Source organism: Fischerella thermalis PCC 7521 (assembly GCF_000317225.1).
GTDB classification, from domain to species: Bacteria; Cyanobacteriota; Cyanobacteriia; order Cyanobacteriales; family Nostocaceae; genus Fischerella; species Fischerella thermalis.
In genome coordinates this window covers 81,209-99,598 of the sequence record NZ_AJLL01000061.1, presented here as the reverse complement: position 1 = coordinate 99,598, position 18,390 = coordinate 81,209, and the positions used below count along the sequence as shown (strand labels likewise).

Here is an 18,390-nt window from a genome sequence, read left to right as displayed (position 1 = left end):
TCATGCTCCAAAAAAAAATTTGCATGGTAGGCGCATTTGCTACTGGTAAAACTAGTTTAGTAGGGAGATTTGTTCACAGTATTTTTTCTGAAAAATATCAAACGACTGTAGGTGTAAAAATTGATAAAAAGACAGTAAATATTCAAGGTCAAGAGATAAATTTTATCCTTTGGGATTTATATGGAGAAGATGAATTTCAAAAAGTGCGTATGTCATATCTACGTGGTGCATCAGGTTACTTGTTAGTAGTAGATGGAACCAGAAAGAATACTTTGGAAAAAGCTTTTAATTTACAAATTAAAGTAGAAAATACTATTGGAACTGTGCCATTTATACTCATACTTAATAAGTGGGATTTGACAGATGAATGGGAAATTAATGATGTCGAAATTAACGAAGTAGTGCAGAGGGGTTGGATTGTGATGAAAACCAGCGCTAAAACAGGTTTAGGCGTAGAAGAATCTTTCCAAATTCTTGCTAATAAGATATTAGAAAATCATAGATAATTAGTTGAGTACAAATATGATTGAATAGTATAAGTGATAAATAAAATCTAGGTTGATTCACTTCTATTTTTAAGTAAAAATAGCGGTTTGCAGTTAGGTTAAGTATAGGAAAAAACGTAGACGCGTAGCGGCTTCCGTAAGGTACACAGATAAACACAGATGAACACAGATGCAAACCAATAAAACTGTACTTAATCCAAGTAAGAAGTGATATATCAAATCGACAGTATTTAATCGCAACTACCCATCATGAGCAACTCTATTACGGCAGATGTGTTTGCTGCTTTGGATATTCTAGTCTTGGAAAGAGTAGACTTTGGTCGCTTTAGAATTACTGGGACTCCACCAGATTGGTTACAACTATTTTGTCGCCATCAAGTCAAATCTGGAATGCAAATACTCATACCGCAACAGGAGTTTCCCTTTTTAGAAAATTTTCTGATAGATGCAGAAGAGCTATGGAACAGAAATGATAAAAATCAATTAAGTTCAGGTATATGGTATCAATTAGATTTATCCGGTAAAGAACATCATTTTGAAGCTACAGCAATTGGCGTTAAAGATACTAAAATCTTATTAATAAAATTATTATATGAAGAATTTCAAGAAAAAAGAAATTTGATTCAAAAAGCTAGAGAGAATCAACTCAACTACCAATATATTACGAAAGAGAATCAAAAGAAAGATATTTTGATTCACTGTATCATACATGATATTGCTGGGCAACTGAGTGGTATAAATTGCTGTTTGATGTTATTGGAAACTGAAAATTTAACACCAAAAGCTAGAGAATATTTAGAAATTGGTAAAAAACAAGCACTTCAAGAAGAAATTTTAATTAGAGATATTTTAAATGCATTTTCTGCTGAGATAACTGCTTTAGAGTCTTTTACTGTAGATGCTGATACGGCTCCAAATTTACTAACTTCTGCACAAGAAGTCATCCAACTTTTGTCACCTACTTTTGTACTGAATAAAGTAAATTTACAGCTTGCTGATAATATTGATCAAACATCTGATTGGCGGGTTATCGGTGATAAATCACGTTTGAATCGGATTATCGCCAATTTGGCAGAGAATGCTTTTCGTCACAGTCCAATGGATTCTACAGTTACAATTGGTTTACAGCAAGAAGAAGATTCTATTCTTGTGACTGTAGATGATCAAGGTTCTGGTATACCAGCAGAAATTGCTAAGCATATATTTGAAAAGTTTTCTCAAGCTGGGAATTCAGGTAGAGTTGGACTCGGACTATATTTTTGTCGGATGACAGCAGAACGTTGGGGTGGTCAAATTGGTTATCTTCTTCTACCTCAAGGAGGTTCTCGGTTTTGGGTTCGGCTATTAAAACCCAAGCCAAAAACTGAGGAGTAATAAGCATATATGCAATTCGGGTATGAGTAATAGAAGAATAAAACCGCAGAGGAACAGAGGACACAGAGTAATAAGAGTTAGAGAATTATGTTGCGTAGGTCCTGGTAAGTTATTATATTCAATTGCATAAAATTTAGGGTGCGTTAGCTACAGCGTAATGCACCAAGGTTTGGCAACAATGGTACTTTACGGATAGCACTAACACACCCTACCAAGTTGGAATCAAGTTCTCAATTTCGATTCAAGGTTTACAGACTACTAGTCTTCTAGTAACCAATAAAGTGTAAAACATCGCGTAAAACACTATAACCAGCTAAATCCCAAAGCAAATAAGCAAGAAAGCCAATCATTGCCAAACGACCATTCCATAATTCTGCTTGGGGATTAAAGCCAAAGATAAAAGCATTACGATCAATGCCATTGTAAGCATTAGCTACTGGTGGTAAATCTGTAGAAGAACGTTTTTCACGAGTTTCCATTTTTTGTCTCCTTTAAACCAATATTGTTGAGTTAAATTGCATCATTACAGAGAGTTGGTGTTAGTATCCAACAATATGTAATACATCACGCAACACGCTATAACCAGCTAAATCCCAAAGCAAATAAGCAAGAAAGCCAATCATTGCCAAACGACCATTCCATAATTCTGCTTGGGGATTCCATCCAAACAAAAAGGCGTTACGGTCTTTACCGTTATATTCTGTAGCAATTGGTGGTAAATCAGTAGAAGGACGAGTTTCCATTTTGCCTCCGAGTTAAATTCTATTGATTGCTTAATTTTTTGCTTATTAGCTACTAGTTATTGATTTTTATTTCAGGCTGAATAACTAATAACTAATTTGTGCTTCCGAACCACTTGTTACATATGTTTACTTTAGCGATGAATTATTAGCTTGCTGTATTCCTATGGTTACAAAGTCTAGGCACTCCTAATGGACGATAATTCAACCTGATTTTTGAACGCAGGAATATGCCTTAAGAGGATGAAAAAATTTGATTTCTAAATAAATTTTAAAATAAACAAATAACTCAGTAATATCACTTAAAAAAGCAACAAGAATGCCAAGCTGAAGTATTAGTGAGAAAAACTTTATATCTAATGCAGTATATGGTATCAGACCTGGGGCGGATGCTGTAATAGCCTAAATTCCACGATTCTGAGCTAAGGAATTGGGTATAGCCAATGATATAGGAGTAAAAGTAATTAGCAACTTTTTATACCACATAGTTAAAACATAGAGGAAGGAAATAGAATGTTTCAGAGTACGGTAACAACGCTGGAACTCTCCCAGTCCCTATTTTGGATAGCGCAGGTCATAGTACAGCCACAAGATATATCACCAGCACAGGCATCGGTTGCTTTTTCAGGACCGCGTTTTTTTACTGCTTTAATCTCTGGTGTAATCCTGGCTTTTGCGTTTCAGTTAGTATTAACTAACCTTTCGGTTGCCGCAGGTATTTCCTATTTGGGGCGTCCATCTGATGCAAATTCAGATCACGGGGAAGTCAGCAGTTTAGGGGGAACGATCCGCAAGATTGGTACAGCAGTGGGAATTTGGACTTTAATCACAGTCACAATCGCATTGGCGATCGCTTGCTTTTTGGCTGTGAAAATGAGTCTGGTGATTTTTAGTCCCGGATTGGGAGCAATTCTCGGTTTGGTAATTTGGGGCGCATACTTCCTATTGTTAGTGTGGGTGAGTTCCACCACAGTAGGTTCTTTAGTCGGGAATGTGGTTAACAGTGCCACTTCTGGTTTTCAGGCAATTATGGGAACAGCCACCGCCGCCTTGGGTGCAAAGGCTGTTAACCAACAGGTAGTAGCCACCGCCGAAGCCGCAGCCGCAGCCGTCCGGCGGGAATTAGGTAGTGCGATCGACCCTACCAGCGTCCGTGAAAAGGTGGAAGATTACCTAGAAATGGTACGTCCTCCGGAGCTAGACTTAAACAAGATTCGCGGTGATTTTGAAAGATTGTTGAGCGATCCGCAAATCAGAGATATAGCTAAAAGTGGCGATATTCGTAGTATAGATCGCCAGAAGTTTATTGATTTAGTCAGCAGTCGCACCGATCTCTCGAAGCGCGATGCTAACCGGATCGCTGATACCTTATATAGTGTTTGGCAACAGGTAGTAGGTCAAACTCAGCCCCAAGACCAAATGGCTGAGTTGGTTAATTATCTGAAATCACTCCAACCAGGACAAGCAAACACAGATGAACTCAACCGCAAACTAGATCAGCTAATTGCAGAAATGCGTTCTGCTAAAGATGCTGACCAAAGAGCAGCCCAACAAACAACTCCTGGCCCGATTCAGCAGACATTACAACAGGGAATAACTGCTTTAACTGGGATTGTGTTAGGACGGACTGATCTATCAGATTTAGATGTTGAAAAAATCTTAGGCGCTTTAACCACAGCCAAAGATAAAGTCACTGAAAAAGCAGATCAATTAGGACTACCAACACCAAAACAACCTTACAGTCCAATTCGTGCGGATGTAGAAAACTACCTACTCAACACTTATGTTTGGCAGTTGAGTCAGGAGAGAATCGCCCAGGATTTCCGGGATGTGATCTACGATCCTGCTGCTGATCCTGGAACAGTGCGCCGGGAATTAGAGCAACTGTCTCGCAGTGATTTTGCTAATATCCTGCAACAGCGTGGTCTTTTGACCCAAGCAGAAATTCAGCGCATTGCTGACCAATTAGAAGCTGTGCGTCAAAATGTCTTGGTGACAGTCACTGCTGAGGAAGAAAGAGAAATAGTACAGGATTTGCAACGCCGAGTTGAAAGTTATTTACTCGTTACTCCTAAATCAGAATTAACTCCAGAGGGAATTGAACAGAACTTTAAACCACTGTTGCAAGACTCCGACGCAGATTATGAAACCCTGTCACGCCGCTTAGCATTGTTAGACCGTCAAGAACTGCGGGAGATACTGCTAGAACGCAACGATATTAATCCAGAGGAAGCAGACACAATTCTCAACGAACTGGAGAAACAACGCGATCGCGTTTTAGTTGAATCCAAAGGACTAGCAGATCAAGCCAAATACCAAGCCGAAACCCTCTGGTTAAATTTAGAGTCATATCTGCGTAACACTGGTAAAGAAGAACTCAATCCCAACGCTATTAGAGCCGAGTTACAAAGACTGTTGCAAGACCCGCAGGCTGGAATTGCGGCGCTTCGGGCGCGTCTGTCTCGTTTTGATCGCGATACTTTAGTCAAATTGCTGAGTCAGCGCCAAGACTTGAGTGAAGACCAAGTTAACCAAATTCTCAGCACAGTTGAAGAATCTTGGCATAGCGTTCGCCATGCACCCCAAGCCGTAGTTGATAAAGCCAAACAACAGTACGACTCAGTCACAACTACCATCGCTGATTATCTGCGAAACACTGGTAAAGAAGAACTCAACCCCGAAGGCATTCAACGGGATTTGAATCGACTGTTGCAAAACCCCAAAGAAGGAGCGATCGCTCTCCGTCGCCGCTTGTCTCAAGTAGATAGGGATACCTTAGTAAAATTACTGAGTCAGCGTCAAGATTTATCTGAAGAACAAGTCAATCAAGTTATTGATTCTGTTCAAGATACAATTCGGAATATCGTCCGTTATCCTCGTCGTTTGGCTACTCGGGCACAACAAAGAGTAGAGACATTCCAAACTTATTTGGAAGAGTATTTACGACGCAGCGGCAAAGATGAACTCAACCCAGAAGGTATTAAACGCGACTTGTATCTGCTATTGCATGATCCACGTGTGGGTATGGAAAGTTTGAGCGATCGCTTAGCTCAATTTGACCGCTCCACAATTATCACCTTGCTGAAACTGCGCGAAGACCTCAGGGATGATGAAGCAGCGCGGATTGCAGATACAATCATCTCTGTACGGGATTCCTTTGTAGAGCAAGTACGGGCAATCCAACGCCGTATTCAAGACGCTATCGACTCAATTTTTGAGCGTATCCGTAACTACCTTAACTCCTTAGAGCGTCCCGAACTTAACTATGATGGTATTAAGCGGGATATTCGCACATTGTTTGATGATCCCCAAGCCGGCTTTGAAGCCTTACGCGATCGCCTGTCTTCTTTCAACCGCGACACCTTGGTAGCAGTCATGAGTTCCCGTGAAGACATCTCCGAAGAAGATGCTAATCGGATCATAGACCAAGTAGAACGAGCGCGTCAAACCGTCCTGCAAAGAGCAGAACGCCTGCAACAAGAAGCACAGCGACGCCTAGAAGAGGTGAAGCACCAAGCCCAAAAGCAAGCTGAAGAAACCCGCAAAGCAGCCGCATCAGCAGCTTGGTGGTTATTTGCTACAGCCCTAGTATCGGCTATATTCTCTGCAATTGCTGGAGCAGTAGCAGCGATCGCTCTATAGTTAAAATTTGTCTCCGCTAAACCTACTGTAGCCTCTCATTTATGAGAGGCTTTCTGATGATTTATGTCCGCTTAAATACTTATACTGTCGCGCGGGCTGGTAATAGGTAATAGGTAATCGGTAATGGGAAAAACCAATGACCAACAGCAAAGCATAATATCGTAAGCAATTAGCCGAACTTGATATTAGACCTCTTGCAAAAGTCTATTTTCAAAAAAACTAACACGGATAAAATCTATATCATCTGTGTGTATCTGTGTGCATCTGTGTTCGTAATTAAGAATTCTCTTGATTCTTGCAAGATATCTATTGAAAAAACCAACTCCCTATTTTCCCAAGAGAACCAGCTTTATAACTTAATTTTATGCATCCTAATTGCTGTCCTGCTTAGGGTACAGTCTTAACCAAACTTACCACTTACGTATTCTTTGGTAGCTTCTTGTTGGGGATTTTGGAAAATTGCCTCCGTACGGTCATATTCTACCAAGTAGCCAGTACGACCACCTTTTTCTGAGATTGCTGACTTAACTTTTGATTATAGATGTGGAAATTAGCGGAAATAGTGTGTATTTTTTTGCAACTAGTAAGTCAATAAAATCACTAACCAGTGTACCATAAACTTGTGGTAGCACACTGTATACATTAGTGACAGGGTTCCAATTACTTTCACTTAAAAAGCGGAATAAACCAAATTCCTGGATGGCAGGTACAGACTCAATACCAAGCTCTATGTCTATCCACAATAAAATAGCAGCGATCGCTAGAGCAAATATCCGTTTTAGCCAAATAAAGCCTTTATCTAATCGAAAAAGTTGATAAAAATGCGATCGCAGCAGAATTAAAATCTCAACAAAAAACAAATATTGTGGTCAAGCTACTTATAATTAATACTACTAATTTACCACATCAACACTTTCTTTATTGATATCCGACACCAACTTTTGGTTTTGCCAAGAAAATTATTTCACTGGCAGAAGTTCAAGTTTGCAATGATCTGACTAGGTAAGTTTTTGAATCCATTTCATAGGACTTTCGCTACGGACAAATGACAGATGAAAGAAACACAATTTTTCTCCTACATCTTATACCCCTATATCCCTGTGTTTTTTAAGAGCAAACTTCTGCAAAAACTTTGCTGCTTACACAAAGAAAAATCAGACAAATTAAATTATAATGATCTTTCTCAAGAAAAGGATAAAATATAGCATTACCAATTACCAATTACCAGCCCACGCGACAGTATAAGTATTCAAGCAAACATTATATTAGTTATTTTCGCTTTTACATCAGAATCATTTGTACGAGTGTATTGTAAATGCTAGCCGCGTCAAATCAACTTTTATGGTCTATGATTGGCTTACTGCTAACTATGGGTGGAACCTTCTTAGAAGCAAATATTACCACCTTACCGTGGAGTTGGAGTAAGCATGGAATTCACACCTTTTCCCTGGGTGTGACTTTTCAAATTGGTGGGGTATTACTTGTAGGATGTTTAGGAGGCAAAAATGCTGGTGCCATTTCCCAGATAGCTTATTTAGTTATGGGGTTAACTTTGTTACCCGTATTTGCTGCTGGTGGTGGCCCTGGCTATGTTAAGCTATCGCAGTTTGGCTATTTACTAGGTTTTATTCCAGGAGCCTGGATTTGTGGCTTTTTTGCCTTTAAGGCTAGACCTAGACTGGAAGCACTAGCTTTTAGTTGTGTATGTGGCTTGTTAACTGTTCACGTCTGCGGTATTAGTTATTTGATTCTCAGCTATGTTTTGCAGTTGCATAGTACAGAAACTCTGACCCTGATGCAAGCAATCCTCAAATACTCTTGGTTTGCACTACCAGGTCAACTAGCTGTCATCTGTGCTGTCACTGTCATAGCGTATGTGCTACGGCACTTGATGTTTTATTAGTCTTTTGTCATTTGTCATTTGTTATTGTCATGTGACCAATGACCTAATGACTAATGACCAATGACTAATGACTAATAACTACTTTGCCATGCGTTTAAAAAATAAATTCTTCTGGATTATTGCCTTTGTTGCTTTTTTTTTAGACCAAATCACCAAATTTTGGGTGGTACAAACCTTTAGCTTGCAACAAACATTACCATTGTTACCTGGTATATTTCACCTAACTTATGTAACTAATACTGGTGCAGCTTTTAGTTTGCTATCAGGAAAAGTAGAGTGGTTACGCTGGCTATCTTTGGGAGTGAGTTTAGCACTCATAGCTTTGGCATGGTTTGGCCCGCTCTTAAACCGTTGGGAGCAGTTAGGCTATGGTTTAATCTTAGGCGGTGCTATGGGTAATGGTATAGACCGCTTTGCTTTAGGCTATGTTGTTGATTTTCTGGACTTTCGACTGATTAACTTCCCAGTATTTAATTTGGCAGATGTGTTTATTAATATTGGCATTGTCTGTCTGCTGATTGCCACTTTTCAAAAAACACCAAGCTCTGGTCGTAGGTATTAAAGGGGAACAAGGAGGACAAGAAAGACGCGGATAAAGATTTCTCCAACACTCCCCACACTCCTCACAATACCTGATCCCCAATTCCTATAAAGACACAAGAGGCCATTCAAGATAGCCTCTTGTCTTCTAAAAAAGCCGCAAATTGTTAAACACGTCAAAGACTAATAAATTTGTATCAGAGTCATCTCATAAACAATGGGAAGCCTGATTTTTGTAATTAGTTAGTTACCAGTGCCAGTACCACTACCAGGAGTCATTTGAGTTGGGTTCATTGAGTCTGGAGACGGAGTTGTACTATCCGGAGCCGGAACTGTGCTGTCTGGCGCAGGAGTGATCTGAGTTGGACTGGTTGAGTCTGGAGACGGAGTTGTACTATCCGGAGCCGGAACTGTGCTGTCTGGTGCAGGAGTGATCTGAGTTGGACTGGTTGAGTCTGGAGACGGAGTTGTACTGTCAGGAGCCGGAGTAGTTGTGCTATCCGGAGACGGAGTTGTGTCCTCTGGAGTTGTACTGTCAGGAGCCGGAGTTGTGTCCTCTGGAGTTGTACTGTCAGGAGCCGGAGTAGTTGTACTGTCTGGTGTTGTAGTATTGCTAGATGTTCCCTGACACCGGGAATTCAATGGAAAATACTGACACAGAATTTTCATGCCTTCTGGTGAAAGCTTGATTTCTGGAGTTTTAGCAGTTGTTTCTGTTTGTTGTTGACTTAGTTCAGGAAATTTGGTGATTTGGGCAGCAGCAATATTGCTGGTTAATGCCAGAGTCAGGGCTGTACCTGTTAGGGTAAGAAATTTCCCCTTCATATTACTTAACCTCAACACCTTCAAAGAATACTCGGCCCATTAAATCAAACAATAGGCTTTATAAAATCTGCCTAAAAGTAGATGTATTTTTGTCGTTTACATGTTTCGGTTATTGAGATTGTAACAATTAAATCATTCTATAATAAACTTTTAGTAGAAATAAATATTCATAAGTTTAAGCTTTAGCTGCCGTCATGCAAGCAATTCGTTTATTTTAAAGATAAAACTAACAGAAAAAAGAGCAAATTTGGATACTCAATCAAGATGTAAAAAAATTAACGTTCAAAGTCATATTGGTATATATTATCTTGATGTCAAGAAAAATCGGGAACAACTCTGTGCTGCCAACGTCTTCATAGCGTTATGAGTACAATGGTGGAATACTAACATCGAGATGGCAATTCGCCGATTTTTCAGTAATATCCGTGGTTTCTATAGCCGATGAGTTCCCCCCAGCCCCCTCAAAAGCCACAAACATTGCTTGGTCAGATAACGCAAGCAGTACAGACAATTCAAGCTCGGGTTGATTTTTCTAAACTAGCACTTAAGCCCAATGCCAGAGTACCAGAACTTTGGGTACAGGATGCGGGGGCGGATAAGGCAGAAGTATATCCGCTGTTGGGCGATCGCTATATCTTGGGTCGCAGTTCCAAATCCTGTGATATTGTTGTCCGCAACCCAGTTGTCAGCCAAATTCACCTGTCACTGTCGCGGGATTCTACTCAACGGCAACCTGTTTTTGTGATCAAAGATGAAAATTCCACCAATGGCATTTATCGCGGTAAGCGTCGGCTCACATCCCTAGAATTACGTCATGGTGATGTTCTCACCTTGGGACCACCAGAATTAGCTGCCTCCGTCAGGCTACAATACGTTGATCCACCCCCTTGGTACATCAAAGCAGCAACTTGGACTGCTTACGGTATCAGTAGTGTGAGCGCCCTGATGCTGCTAGTGATTGGTGCAGAATGGCTAAAATTTTCCGTTAGACCCCTACCTAACCCGACAAGCGCTCCTGTAGTTGTATATGCTGGTGATGGCGAAACACCATTACGTGAGCCAAGGAATACTGCTCATGTAGACATGAAACGCCTGCAAGATTTCGGTCCGTATTTGCCTGCGGCGGTAATCGCCTCTGAAGATAGCCGTTACTACTGGCACTTTGGAGTAGATCCCTATGGCATTCTCCGAGCTGTCCTAATCAATACTCGTAGTGGTGATGTCCAACAAGGTGCTAGTACAATTACCCAGCAAGTCGCCCGCAGTTTGTTCCGTGATTATGTCGGTAGGCAAGATTCCCTGGGGCGCAAAGTACGAGAGGCGATTGTCTCTTTGAAATTAGAAACTTTTTACAGCAAAGACACAATTTTATTGACTTATTTAAACCGAGTATTTTTAGGGGCAGATACTTCTGGATTTGAAGATGCAGCACGGTATTACTTTGACAAGTCAGCCAAAGAGTTAACTTTGGCTGAATCTGCCACTTTGGTGGGTATTTTACCCGGGCCCAACAGTTTTAATTTCTGCGGCGATAACCAGAGCAGAACACGAATTATAGAGTATCGCAACCGCGTACTACGGCGAATGTTAGAGGCTGGCAAAATCAAGCAGGATGACTATAATCGAGCCAGGCGATCGCCTGTGGATGTCAGCCCCAAAGTTTGTGAACAGCAGGCAAAAACGATCGCTCCCTATTTCTACAGTTATATTTTCCAAGAACTGGAATCGATCTTGGGAAAAGATTTAGCGGGTGAAGGTAACTTTATCATTGAAACTCAGCTTGATATTGGTATGCAACAACAGGCAGAAGCCTCATTGCGTAACTATGTCAACAGCGCTGGCGGAGTTTTTGGTTTCTCCCAAGGAGCAATAGTTACCCTAGATTCCAGTACTGGCGCTATTCGGGCAATGGTGGGTGGTACAGACTATAGAACGAGTCAGTTCAATCGAGCATATCAAGCCAAAAGACAACCAGGCTCCACCTTTAAAGTATTTGCTTACACTGCCGCTTTGGAACAGGGAATTTCACCCGCTGCGACTTATTCCTGCGCTCCTCTAACTTGGCAGGGTTTTACCTATAAACCTTGTCGGGCAGGTTCTGATGTGAGTTTAAGTCTTGCCACTGGACTTGCCCAGTCTGAAAACCCCATTGCCCTACGACTTGCCAGGCAAGTAGGGCTAAATAAAGTGGTAGAGATGGCAAAGCGTTTAGGAGTTAAATCAAGTTTAGATCCAGTACCAGGATTAGTGCTAGGACAAAGCGAAGTCAATGTTTTGGAAATGACTGGTGCTTTTGGCGCTATTAGTAATCACGGTGTGTGGAACCGTCCCCACGCTATCAGCCGCATCTTAGATAGTAGTGATTGCCGCGATCGCAAAGATTTAAAGACTTGCCGTGTAATTTACTCTTTCGACAAGGATGCCGAGGCCAACAAACGCGTACTGCGAAAGGATATAGCTGATACTATGACTCGCTTACTCCGAGGAGTAGTCACAAATGGTACTGGTGGGCGTGCTGCGATCGGCGATTTCCCAGTATCTGGTAAAACAGGTACAACCAACGACAACGTTGACTTATGGTTTATTGGTTATATTCCTAGTCGCCAACTAGTGACTGGTATCTGGCTTGGCAACGACAACAACTCCCCTACATCTGGTAGTAGCGCTCAAGCTGCCCAACTGTGGGGAAATTATATGGGTAGAGTCGTTCGATAGGGAGCGGGGAGCGCGGACAGGGAGGACAAGGAAGACAAGGAACAGAGAGTAATAAACCAACCAACTTTCAATACAATACCCAATTCTCGATCCCCGCTCCCCTATTCACTGATACCCCTGCCAGGGAGTAATTTCTAGTTTGCCATTCGGCTGAAAGATGACTTGGAAATGAGCCAGAGGTTCTTTGCTAATTGGCACTGATAGATTTGAGACATTAGATGATTGAAACATTTGTGGCAGGGGCGTTTCTCGGAAGTAATCAAATGCTACTTGGTTCAGTGGTTCATAATCGGCAATGATGCCATCTTTGTTAACTGCCACACGATATTTTAAATCGATTGTATAGCTGGGTTTGCCAGACCAATTGTGGCGGATACTATTATACAGTTGTTGCTTTAACTGTTTGACTTGATTGCTGTCAGTAATTTTAGCTCCGACAACATCCGGTTTTGTTGTGTAACCCCGCCAAGGGCTAACTTGCAGTATACCATCTCTAGTGAAGACGACTCGATATTGAGCGATCGGTTCGTTGGTAATGGGGGGGCGAACAGCAGGATTATAAATTAAATTTGGTAAAGGAGTTTGGTTAACAGCTTCATTTGCTCCTGGATTGACAGCTTTGTAACCAACAATCGCACCATCTGCTGCTACACCCACGCGGAAGACTAAATCTTCCTTCAATCCTTGGCGATTTTTCCAGTTGGGATGAATTTGATTATAAACTTGGCGGTTTAAGGCACGTAACTGAGATGCATCTGTAATTTCCGGAACACTAGTTAAAAGTGCTTCTAAATCTTGATTTACTAAAGACGATGAAGGAGGTATGGGGTTAGCAACAGTCGTAGAAGTGGGTGTAGGAGTAAATTCGGGAGTTGCTGCTATCTGTTCATTAACACTGGGAGTAGGAGTAAATGCTGGAGTCGCAGCTATTTGTGCATCTACACTTGTTGGGGTAGGATTTGTAGCTACAAGTTGGTTAGTAGGCTCTGAAGGAGTGGTAGTAGCTGGGGTTGTAGGAGCGACACTTGAGGTTGTGGAACCAGTTTGTTGCTGTGTAGCTGGTTGTGGTGGTGGAGGTGGTGGGATCATGGCAAAAGCGATCGCTGCTGCTGCCAAACTAGTCACTCCTACAGTAGCTGGTACTGCTTGCTTGAGCAAAACCTCATTGGTCGAGCCATAGCGTTTGGGAACTGGTTGTAATTCTAGTGATAGCTCTGGTAAAGTTTGAGTATCAGCAAAAAATTGATCAACCGCTTCTACCAAATCAAACAACTGCACTGTATTTAAATCTATTTGAATTGGCTGCTTGCCATCAGTAACATAACCAGGCTGTGAAGCTTGCCAATTGGGAATTTCTGAACTGACAAACAACCGATGTCGATTTTTATCGACCTTCTGCATTTGCACCAATTCCGAATCAAAATTGTGTGCTTGTGGGTGAGAAACACCACTCAAAAATTCTTGAGCATAGGCACTAACTGTCCTCACCAAACTTTCAAAAAATTCCCTGCCACCCGATAGTGGTTGAGTGTAACCTGAGAGATAACATTCTGCATTCACCAATATAGATAATGCTGGGCGCAGTTCCTGAAACTGTGCAGCCCTTGTAGCATCACTTAAACCCTCTAGAACTAGCGTACAATTCGGTAGACTATACTTACGTTGAATATTCATTCCACTTCACCGTCAAAAAGACTGATCCAAAACCGCTGCATACCAGCCGTACCGGTACAAAATAGTAATTTACCCAGCAGATCTATAGCCAACTCATCTAATTTTTCATCTGAATTTAATGCCATTATCCCTGAACGTCGTGGATTCATCCGGCTTTTGAAATGCGCTCTAAACCTTTCTAGGTAATTAGATAATCGCAAATTTTGTTCCAGGGGAATCTGCTTTTCATCCAGTTGCTGGTAGATCATGAGCAACTGACGGATCACAACTGTCAAGCGCCGTGCTAAATAGCAAGCAATTACCACCAAAGCTTTGGCTTCCATGATTGTCAAAGAGCGGCGATTGTGCGCTCTTCTGAGGGGATTAGTGCTACGCATTCGCCACAAATTCACCCTGTCTTTAATAATTCCTTTCAATTCCAACTCTTGTGCAAACGACAAAATAGCTTCTGAACCACCAAGTTCCAAAGCTTCAATTGCCAATAAAATTAAGTCTATTTGCACCCTAGTTTTACGAGGGCAGACCTGTCCTTCAATAGCAGGATCAGGTAAAGTATCCAAAATCATCGGCGGTGACTGGGGAGTTGGACTGTTATAAGGCGATAAACTAGCGGAGACATTCATTATAAATACCTTGTACGGCTGCGACAGAGTCGGTAAAACTAATTTAAGATATATAGCCAAGATGGCGTGGCATGTGTTTAGTTGTGATGAGGGCATAGTTGCCCGATACATACATTAACTTACCCGTTCTACTTAAAGTTTTCCGCATACACAAATGCAAGTTTTCCAAACACAGTTGTTTCTTATAGTTTACTTAGTATCATTTCATCCTTACCTTGGTGTAATTTCCGGTAATCGTCAATGGATGGCATTTATTACTAATTCAAAGCCTACGACATAATAGTGTACGATTTGTCAGGTAGCTGCCCGCCATCGCCTGATGTATTTCCGTCCGGATATTAGGCAATTAAGAGGGCAAATAAAGGTGTTCACCAGATAAGGTGGTGAGCTTCTGTTACAGGGAGGCGGGGTAGTGGGGTGAAATCTTTCTCCCTCTTTCCCCACCATCAGCTTTTTCTCTTTAACCTTTCTCTAAATTTTGTTCCACCTTCATCTACGCTATCTATCTTTACCTATGGACCTAAAATCTCTGATTCGTGATATTCCAGATTTTCCTAAATCCGGAATTTTATTTCGAGATATTACTACACTACTGCGCGACCCCCAAGGGCTGCGCTACACCATAGATTTGTTTACACAAAAAATTTTAGACGCCGGACTGAAAGCAGATTACGTGATTGGAATGGAGTCACGGGGCTTCATGTTTGGCACACCTCTGGCTTATCAATTAGGAGCTGGTTTTATCCCTGTCCGTAAACCAGGTAAACTACCAGCAGCAGTACATTCGATTGAATATGAACTAGAGTACGGTAAAGATTGTTTGGAAGTACATCAAGATGCTTTGCACCCCCAAAGTCGAGTTTTGATTGTAGACGATTTGATTGCCACAGGTGGAACCGCAGGCGCAACAGCAAAACTAGTAGAAAAAATCGGCTGCGAACTGGTAGGATTTGGGTTTATTATCGAGCTACGAGATTTACAAGGGCGTAAAAATCTGCCAGATGTGCCGATTGTCAGCCTTGTTGAATATTAATCATTAATCATTGGTCATTGGTCATTGGTCATTGGTCATTGATTAATAGTTACTACTTGTTACAAATAGCAAAGGACTAAAAAAATGGCAAATAACGAATGACTAATGACTAATGACAAAGGACTAATGACAAATGACTACCACAAAAATTTCCCCGGAAGTATTTTGGCATTGGCTAGTGAGGACATTTACTAGCGAAACTTTTCTTTATGTGATTAAAAGATTATTGCAGGCGCTGTTAACTTTGTTTTTGGCGTCGGCGTTGTCGTTTTTTATTATTCAACTTGCTCCTGGAGATTTTTTATCCACACTACAGCAAAATCCAAAAATCGATCCAGCGAGAATTGAACAACTCAGGCGACAATTTGGTTTGGATAAGTCATGGCCAGAGCAATTTTTTCTTTGGCTGTGGCGTATTATCACTAAAGGGGATTTTGGCACAAGTTTTGTTTACCAGCGTTCTGTAGCGTCACTGATTTGGGAGCGAGTTCCAGCAACTTTATTATTGGCGATCTCTTCTTTGATTGTGACTTGGGCGATCGCTATTCCGTTGGGTATCGTTGCTGCTGTAAAGCAAAATCGCTTTACAGACCGAATTTTACAAGTGATTAGCTATGCTGGACAAGGATTTCCCAGTTTTATCACTGCTTTGTTATTGCTGATTTTTGCTCAATTGACTACTCCCCTATTTCCTGTAGGTGGGATGACCAGCATCAATTACACTGATTTGACATGGTTTGGTAAAATTCTCGATGTCGGCTGGCACATGATTTTACCCACTATCGCCCTCAGCATCACTAGCTTTGCTGGGTTACAGCGCATTACTCGTGGTGAACTATTAGATGTACTGCGTCAAGATTACATTCAAACAGCTCGCGCTAAAGGGCTACCAGAAAATCGAGTCATTTACGTTCATGCTTTGCGGAACGCCATCAACCCCTTAATAACTTTGTTAGGTTTTGAACTGGCGGGTTTACTAAGTGGTGCATTTATTGCTGAATTTTTCTTCAATTGGCCCGGTTTAGGAAGATTAACTTTGCAAGCAGTGCAAAATCAAGATTTATATTTACTGATGGCAAGCTTAGTAATGGGTGCAGTGTTATTAATAGTTGGTAACTTGATAGCAGATTTGTTACTCAAAGCCGCCGATCCTCGTATTCGTTTAGAAAATTTAAATTAGTCCTTTATTTGTTGTTGGTTATTGGTTGTTTGTTGTTTGTTATTCCAACCAACAACCAACAACCAACCAATAACAATTGACCATTAACTATGTTTTCCGAAATTTATTATTTAGTAAGGTCAAAAACTGACGGTCGTTATCTCACAGCCCATCCCAATGTAGAAGGTGTGAGTTACCTATTAATGTTTCGTGAACACTCTGATGCTCTTAGCTATCTCAACACCCACGCGGGAGAATTAGCGAATCGTTTTGCTGTGGAATCTATTCCTGGTTCCCAGCTAAAAGCTTTGCTCAAACGTTGGGGTTTTGGTGGTGTGGCTATGGTTACTGATCCGTTGTTACCAAAAATTGAATTTTTACAACAAGGTTAAAAACCAAAAACCACCAAGGATTAAAATCCTTGGCTAATAGCATCGATTTATTAGGACTTACGGACAAATCACGAAATAATAAAACCACAGAGGCGCAGAGGACACGGAGGAATAAGAGTTGGAGAGGTATTTTGCGTAAGTCCTGTTTATTTGTTGAGCGTGGGCTTACCCAACACAGCCGCGAGAATGTTGATTTACCCTGCACCGAAGCAGCGCAGGGCGCGTCTATGTTCCTCTTTATTCCTATTTCCCTGGATTACTTCATGAAGTTACCACTAGTTAATTTAGATGCATCTAAGTTTGGCATCACAGAGGAATTATCAAACCCACCAAGTTTTGTATTGTCAAATACGTCAAAACAACTAGTGGTATCACCACCAATGTTTTTGGGTTTCAGGTAATCAGAGAATTGATTTTGACCGCTATTAACCTGGCCGGCCAAAATTTGACGCAGGTTGCTTCCGTTCTGATTAGTATCAGCACCAGCAATCACGTCTTGGTCTTGTACAGTGCCATATACTAGGCGATCGCTTCTACCACCAAAAAGAATATCAAGGAGGTTCTTGTTCCAATCACCGACCTTGAGGACATTTTTATCTTTTCCTCCGGGTAATACATTTTTGCCTTGATCACCAGTCAGCATATCGACATCAGCATCACCCGTGAGGGGTTTTTTCTTATTTCCTCCATTCAATTGATCATTCGTTGGGCTACCCTCAATGACATCATCATCTTGGCTGCTTTCTGGTGGCTTAACCGTTTCGCCACTCCCGGTATCAGTATCATCACCTGGTTGAGGTGTAGGTTTAGAAGATCCAGAAGTATCAGAAGATGAGGAATTTGGGATGTAGCTATCAGGGTTAAGATCACCACTACCAAACTTCTGAACCCAGTAATTGTCATCAAAGCCAACACCGATTTCAGTATATTTGGGATTGAGAATATTAGCCCGGTGTCCAGGACTGTTCATCCAATCAGCCACAACCTGTTCAGGAGTTTTTTGACCTGCGGCGATGTTTTCGCCCATTGTTTGCGCTTCATAACCAACAGCCTTTGCTCGATCCCACGGGCGAGAACCATCTGGCGCTGTGTGACTCAAAACACCAGTTTCTGACATCTGTTCAGCATATTCGTCAGCAGCATAGTTGAGTTCAGCATTCTCTTTTAGAGGTGCAAGACCATTTTTAGCTCGTTCTTGGTTTGTTAGCTCAACAACTTGTTGTTCAAATGTCATATTGTTTGTCGCCATTTCACTATCCTCACA

The 18,390-nt window shown here is 41.4% G+C and carries 15 protein-coding genes and 2 pseudogenes; 9 read left to right on the top strand and 8 right to left on the bottom strand.

The features are described from left to right. The first annotated feature begins 2 nt into the window (after window positions 1-2). Window positions 3-506 carry a Rab family GTPase gene (locus tag UYK_RS0113240; protein ID WP_016871545.1) on the top strand — a complete coding sequence of 168 codons (504 nt, stop codon included), beginning with the start codon at window positions 3-5 and terminating at the stop codon, window positions 504-506. 249 nt (window positions 507-755) lie between these two features. Then, complete coding sequence (locus UYK_RS0113235) at window positions 756-1,880, top strand: sensor histidine kinase (protein ID WP_016871544.1); 1,125 nt, start codon at window positions 756-758, stop codon at window positions 1,878-1,880. 266 nt (window positions 1,881-2,146) lie between these two features. Here the strand turns inward: UYK_RS0113235 and UYK_RS0113230 are convergent, their stop codons facing one another. Together UYK_RS0113230 and UYK_RS0113225 are read right to left on the bottom strand one after the other, a co-directional pair. After that, the gene (locus tag UYK_RS0113230; RefSeq protein ID WP_016871543.1) at window positions 2,147-2,359 is read right to left on the bottom strand and encodes a chlorophyll a/b-binding protein; all 213 of its coding nucleotides are present in this window, start codon (window positions 2,357-2,359) and stop codon (window positions 2,147-2,149) included. 60 nt (window positions 2,360-2,419) lie between these two features. Then, window positions 2,420-2,623 (bottom strand): chlorophyll a/b-binding protein, encoded by a 204-nt coding sequence (locus tag UYK_RS0113225; RefSeq protein ID WP_009457290.1) that lies wholly within the window; start codon window positions 2,621-2,623, stop codon window positions 2,420-2,422. Between the two features lie 510 nt (window positions 2,624-3,133). Here UYK_RS0113225 and UYK_RS0113220 point away from each other — a divergent pair. Further along, the gene (locus tag UYK_RS0113220) at window positions 3,134-6,262 is read left to right on the top strand and encodes a hypothetical protein (RefSeq protein ID WP_016871542.1); all 3,129 of its coding nucleotides are present in this window, start codon (window positions 3,134-3,136) and stop codon (window positions 6,260-6,262) included. Between the two features lie 400 nt (window positions 6,263-6,662). On the opposite strand, the pseudogene UYK_RS27275 reads toward UYK_RS0113220, so the two are convergent. Beyond that, window positions 6,663-6,776, bottom strand: a pseudogene (locus UYK_RS27275) (phosphate ABC transporter ATP-binding protein); the annotation flags it as partial. Between the two features lie 61 nt (window positions 6,777-6,837). Beyond that, window positions 6,838-7,065: pseudogene (locus UYK_RS0113215) on the bottom strand (hypothetical protein); the annotation flags it as partial. A 512-nt stretch (window positions 7,066-7,577) separates the two neighbouring features. On the opposite strand from UYK_RS0113215, the gene UYK_RS0113210 reads away from it, so the two are divergent. Together UYK_RS0113210 and lspA are read left to right on the top strand one after the other, a co-directional pair. Then, a complete protein-coding gene (locus UYK_RS0113210; RefSeq protein WP_009457293.1) occupies window positions 7,578-8,165 on the top strand; it encodes a biotin transporter BioY in 588 nt (195 codons plus the stop codon). Between the two features lie 88 nt (window positions 8,166-8,253). Next, window positions 8,254-8,727 carry a signal peptidase II gene (lspA, locus tag UYK_RS0113205; RefSeq protein ID WP_026086460.1) on the top strand — a complete coding sequence of 158 codons (474 nt, stop codon included), beginning with the start codon at window positions 8,254-8,256 and terminating at the stop codon, window positions 8,725-8,727. Between the two features lie 221 nt (window positions 8,728-8,948). Here lspA and UYK_RS0113200 read toward each other — a convergent pair whose 3' ends face one another. After that, entirely contained in the window at window positions 8,949-9,530 is a 582-nt protein-coding gene (locus tag UYK_RS0113200) for a hypothetical protein (protein ID WP_016871540.1), read from the bottom strand. Window positions 9,531-9,971: 441 nt separating this feature from the next. On the opposite strand from UYK_RS0113200, the gene UYK_RS0113195 reads away from it, so the two are divergent. Beyond that, a complete protein-coding gene (locus tag UYK_RS0113195) occupies window positions 9,972-12,245 on the top strand; it encodes a transglycosylase domain-containing protein (RefSeq protein WP_009457296.1) in 2,274 nt (757 codons plus the stop codon). 105 nt (window positions 12,246-12,350) lie between these two features. Here the strand turns inward: UYK_RS0113195 and UYK_RS0113190 are convergent, their stop codons facing one another. Then, entirely contained in the window at window positions 12,351-13,919 is a 1,569-nt protein-coding gene (locus UYK_RS0113190) for a DUF4335 domain-containing protein (RefSeq protein ID WP_009457297.1), read from the bottom strand. Next, on the bottom strand, window positions 13,916-14,542 hold the full coding sequence (locus UYK_RS0113185) for a DUF3038 domain-containing protein (protein WP_009457298.1): 627 nt from the start codon (window positions 14,540-14,542) through the stop codon (window positions 13,916-13,918). Before UYK_RS0113185 ends, UYK_RS0113190 begins: the two co-directional genes overlap by 4 nt. Before the next feature lie 514 nt (window positions 14,543-15,056). On the opposite strand from UYK_RS0113185, the gene UYK_RS0113180 reads away from it, so the two are divergent. The 3 genes from UYK_RS0113180 to UYK_RS0113170 all read left to right on the top strand — a co-directional run bounded on the left by UYK_RS0113180 (window position 15,057) and on the right by UYK_RS0113170 (window position 17,126). After that, window positions 15,057-15,575: an adenine phosphoribosyltransferase gene (locus UYK_RS0113180; protein WP_009457299.1), complete on the top strand. Its 519-nt coding sequence runs from the start codon at window positions 15,057-15,059 to the stop codon at window positions 15,573-15,575. 133 nt (window positions 15,576-15,708) lie between these two features. Beyond that, a complete protein-coding gene (locus tag UYK_RS0113175) occupies window positions 15,709-16,755 on the top strand; it encodes an ABC transporter permease (protein ID WP_009457300.1) in 1,047 nt (348 codons plus the stop codon). An 89-nt stretch (window positions 16,756-16,844) separates the two neighbouring features. Continuing rightward, window positions 16,845-17,126: a hypothetical protein gene (locus UYK_RS0113170; protein ID WP_009457301.1), complete on the top strand. Its 282-nt coding sequence runs from the start codon at window positions 16,845-16,847 to the stop codon at window positions 17,124-17,126. Window positions 17,127-17,382: 256 nt separating this feature from the next. On the opposite strand, the gene UYK_RS0113165 is transcribed toward UYK_RS0113170, so the two are convergent. After that, complete coding sequence (locus UYK_RS0113165) at window positions 17,383-18,375, bottom strand: CAP domain-containing protein (protein WP_026086459.1); 993 nt, start codon at window positions 18,373-18,375, stop codon at window positions 17,383-17,385. Window positions 18,376-18,390 lie beyond the last annotated feature (15 nt).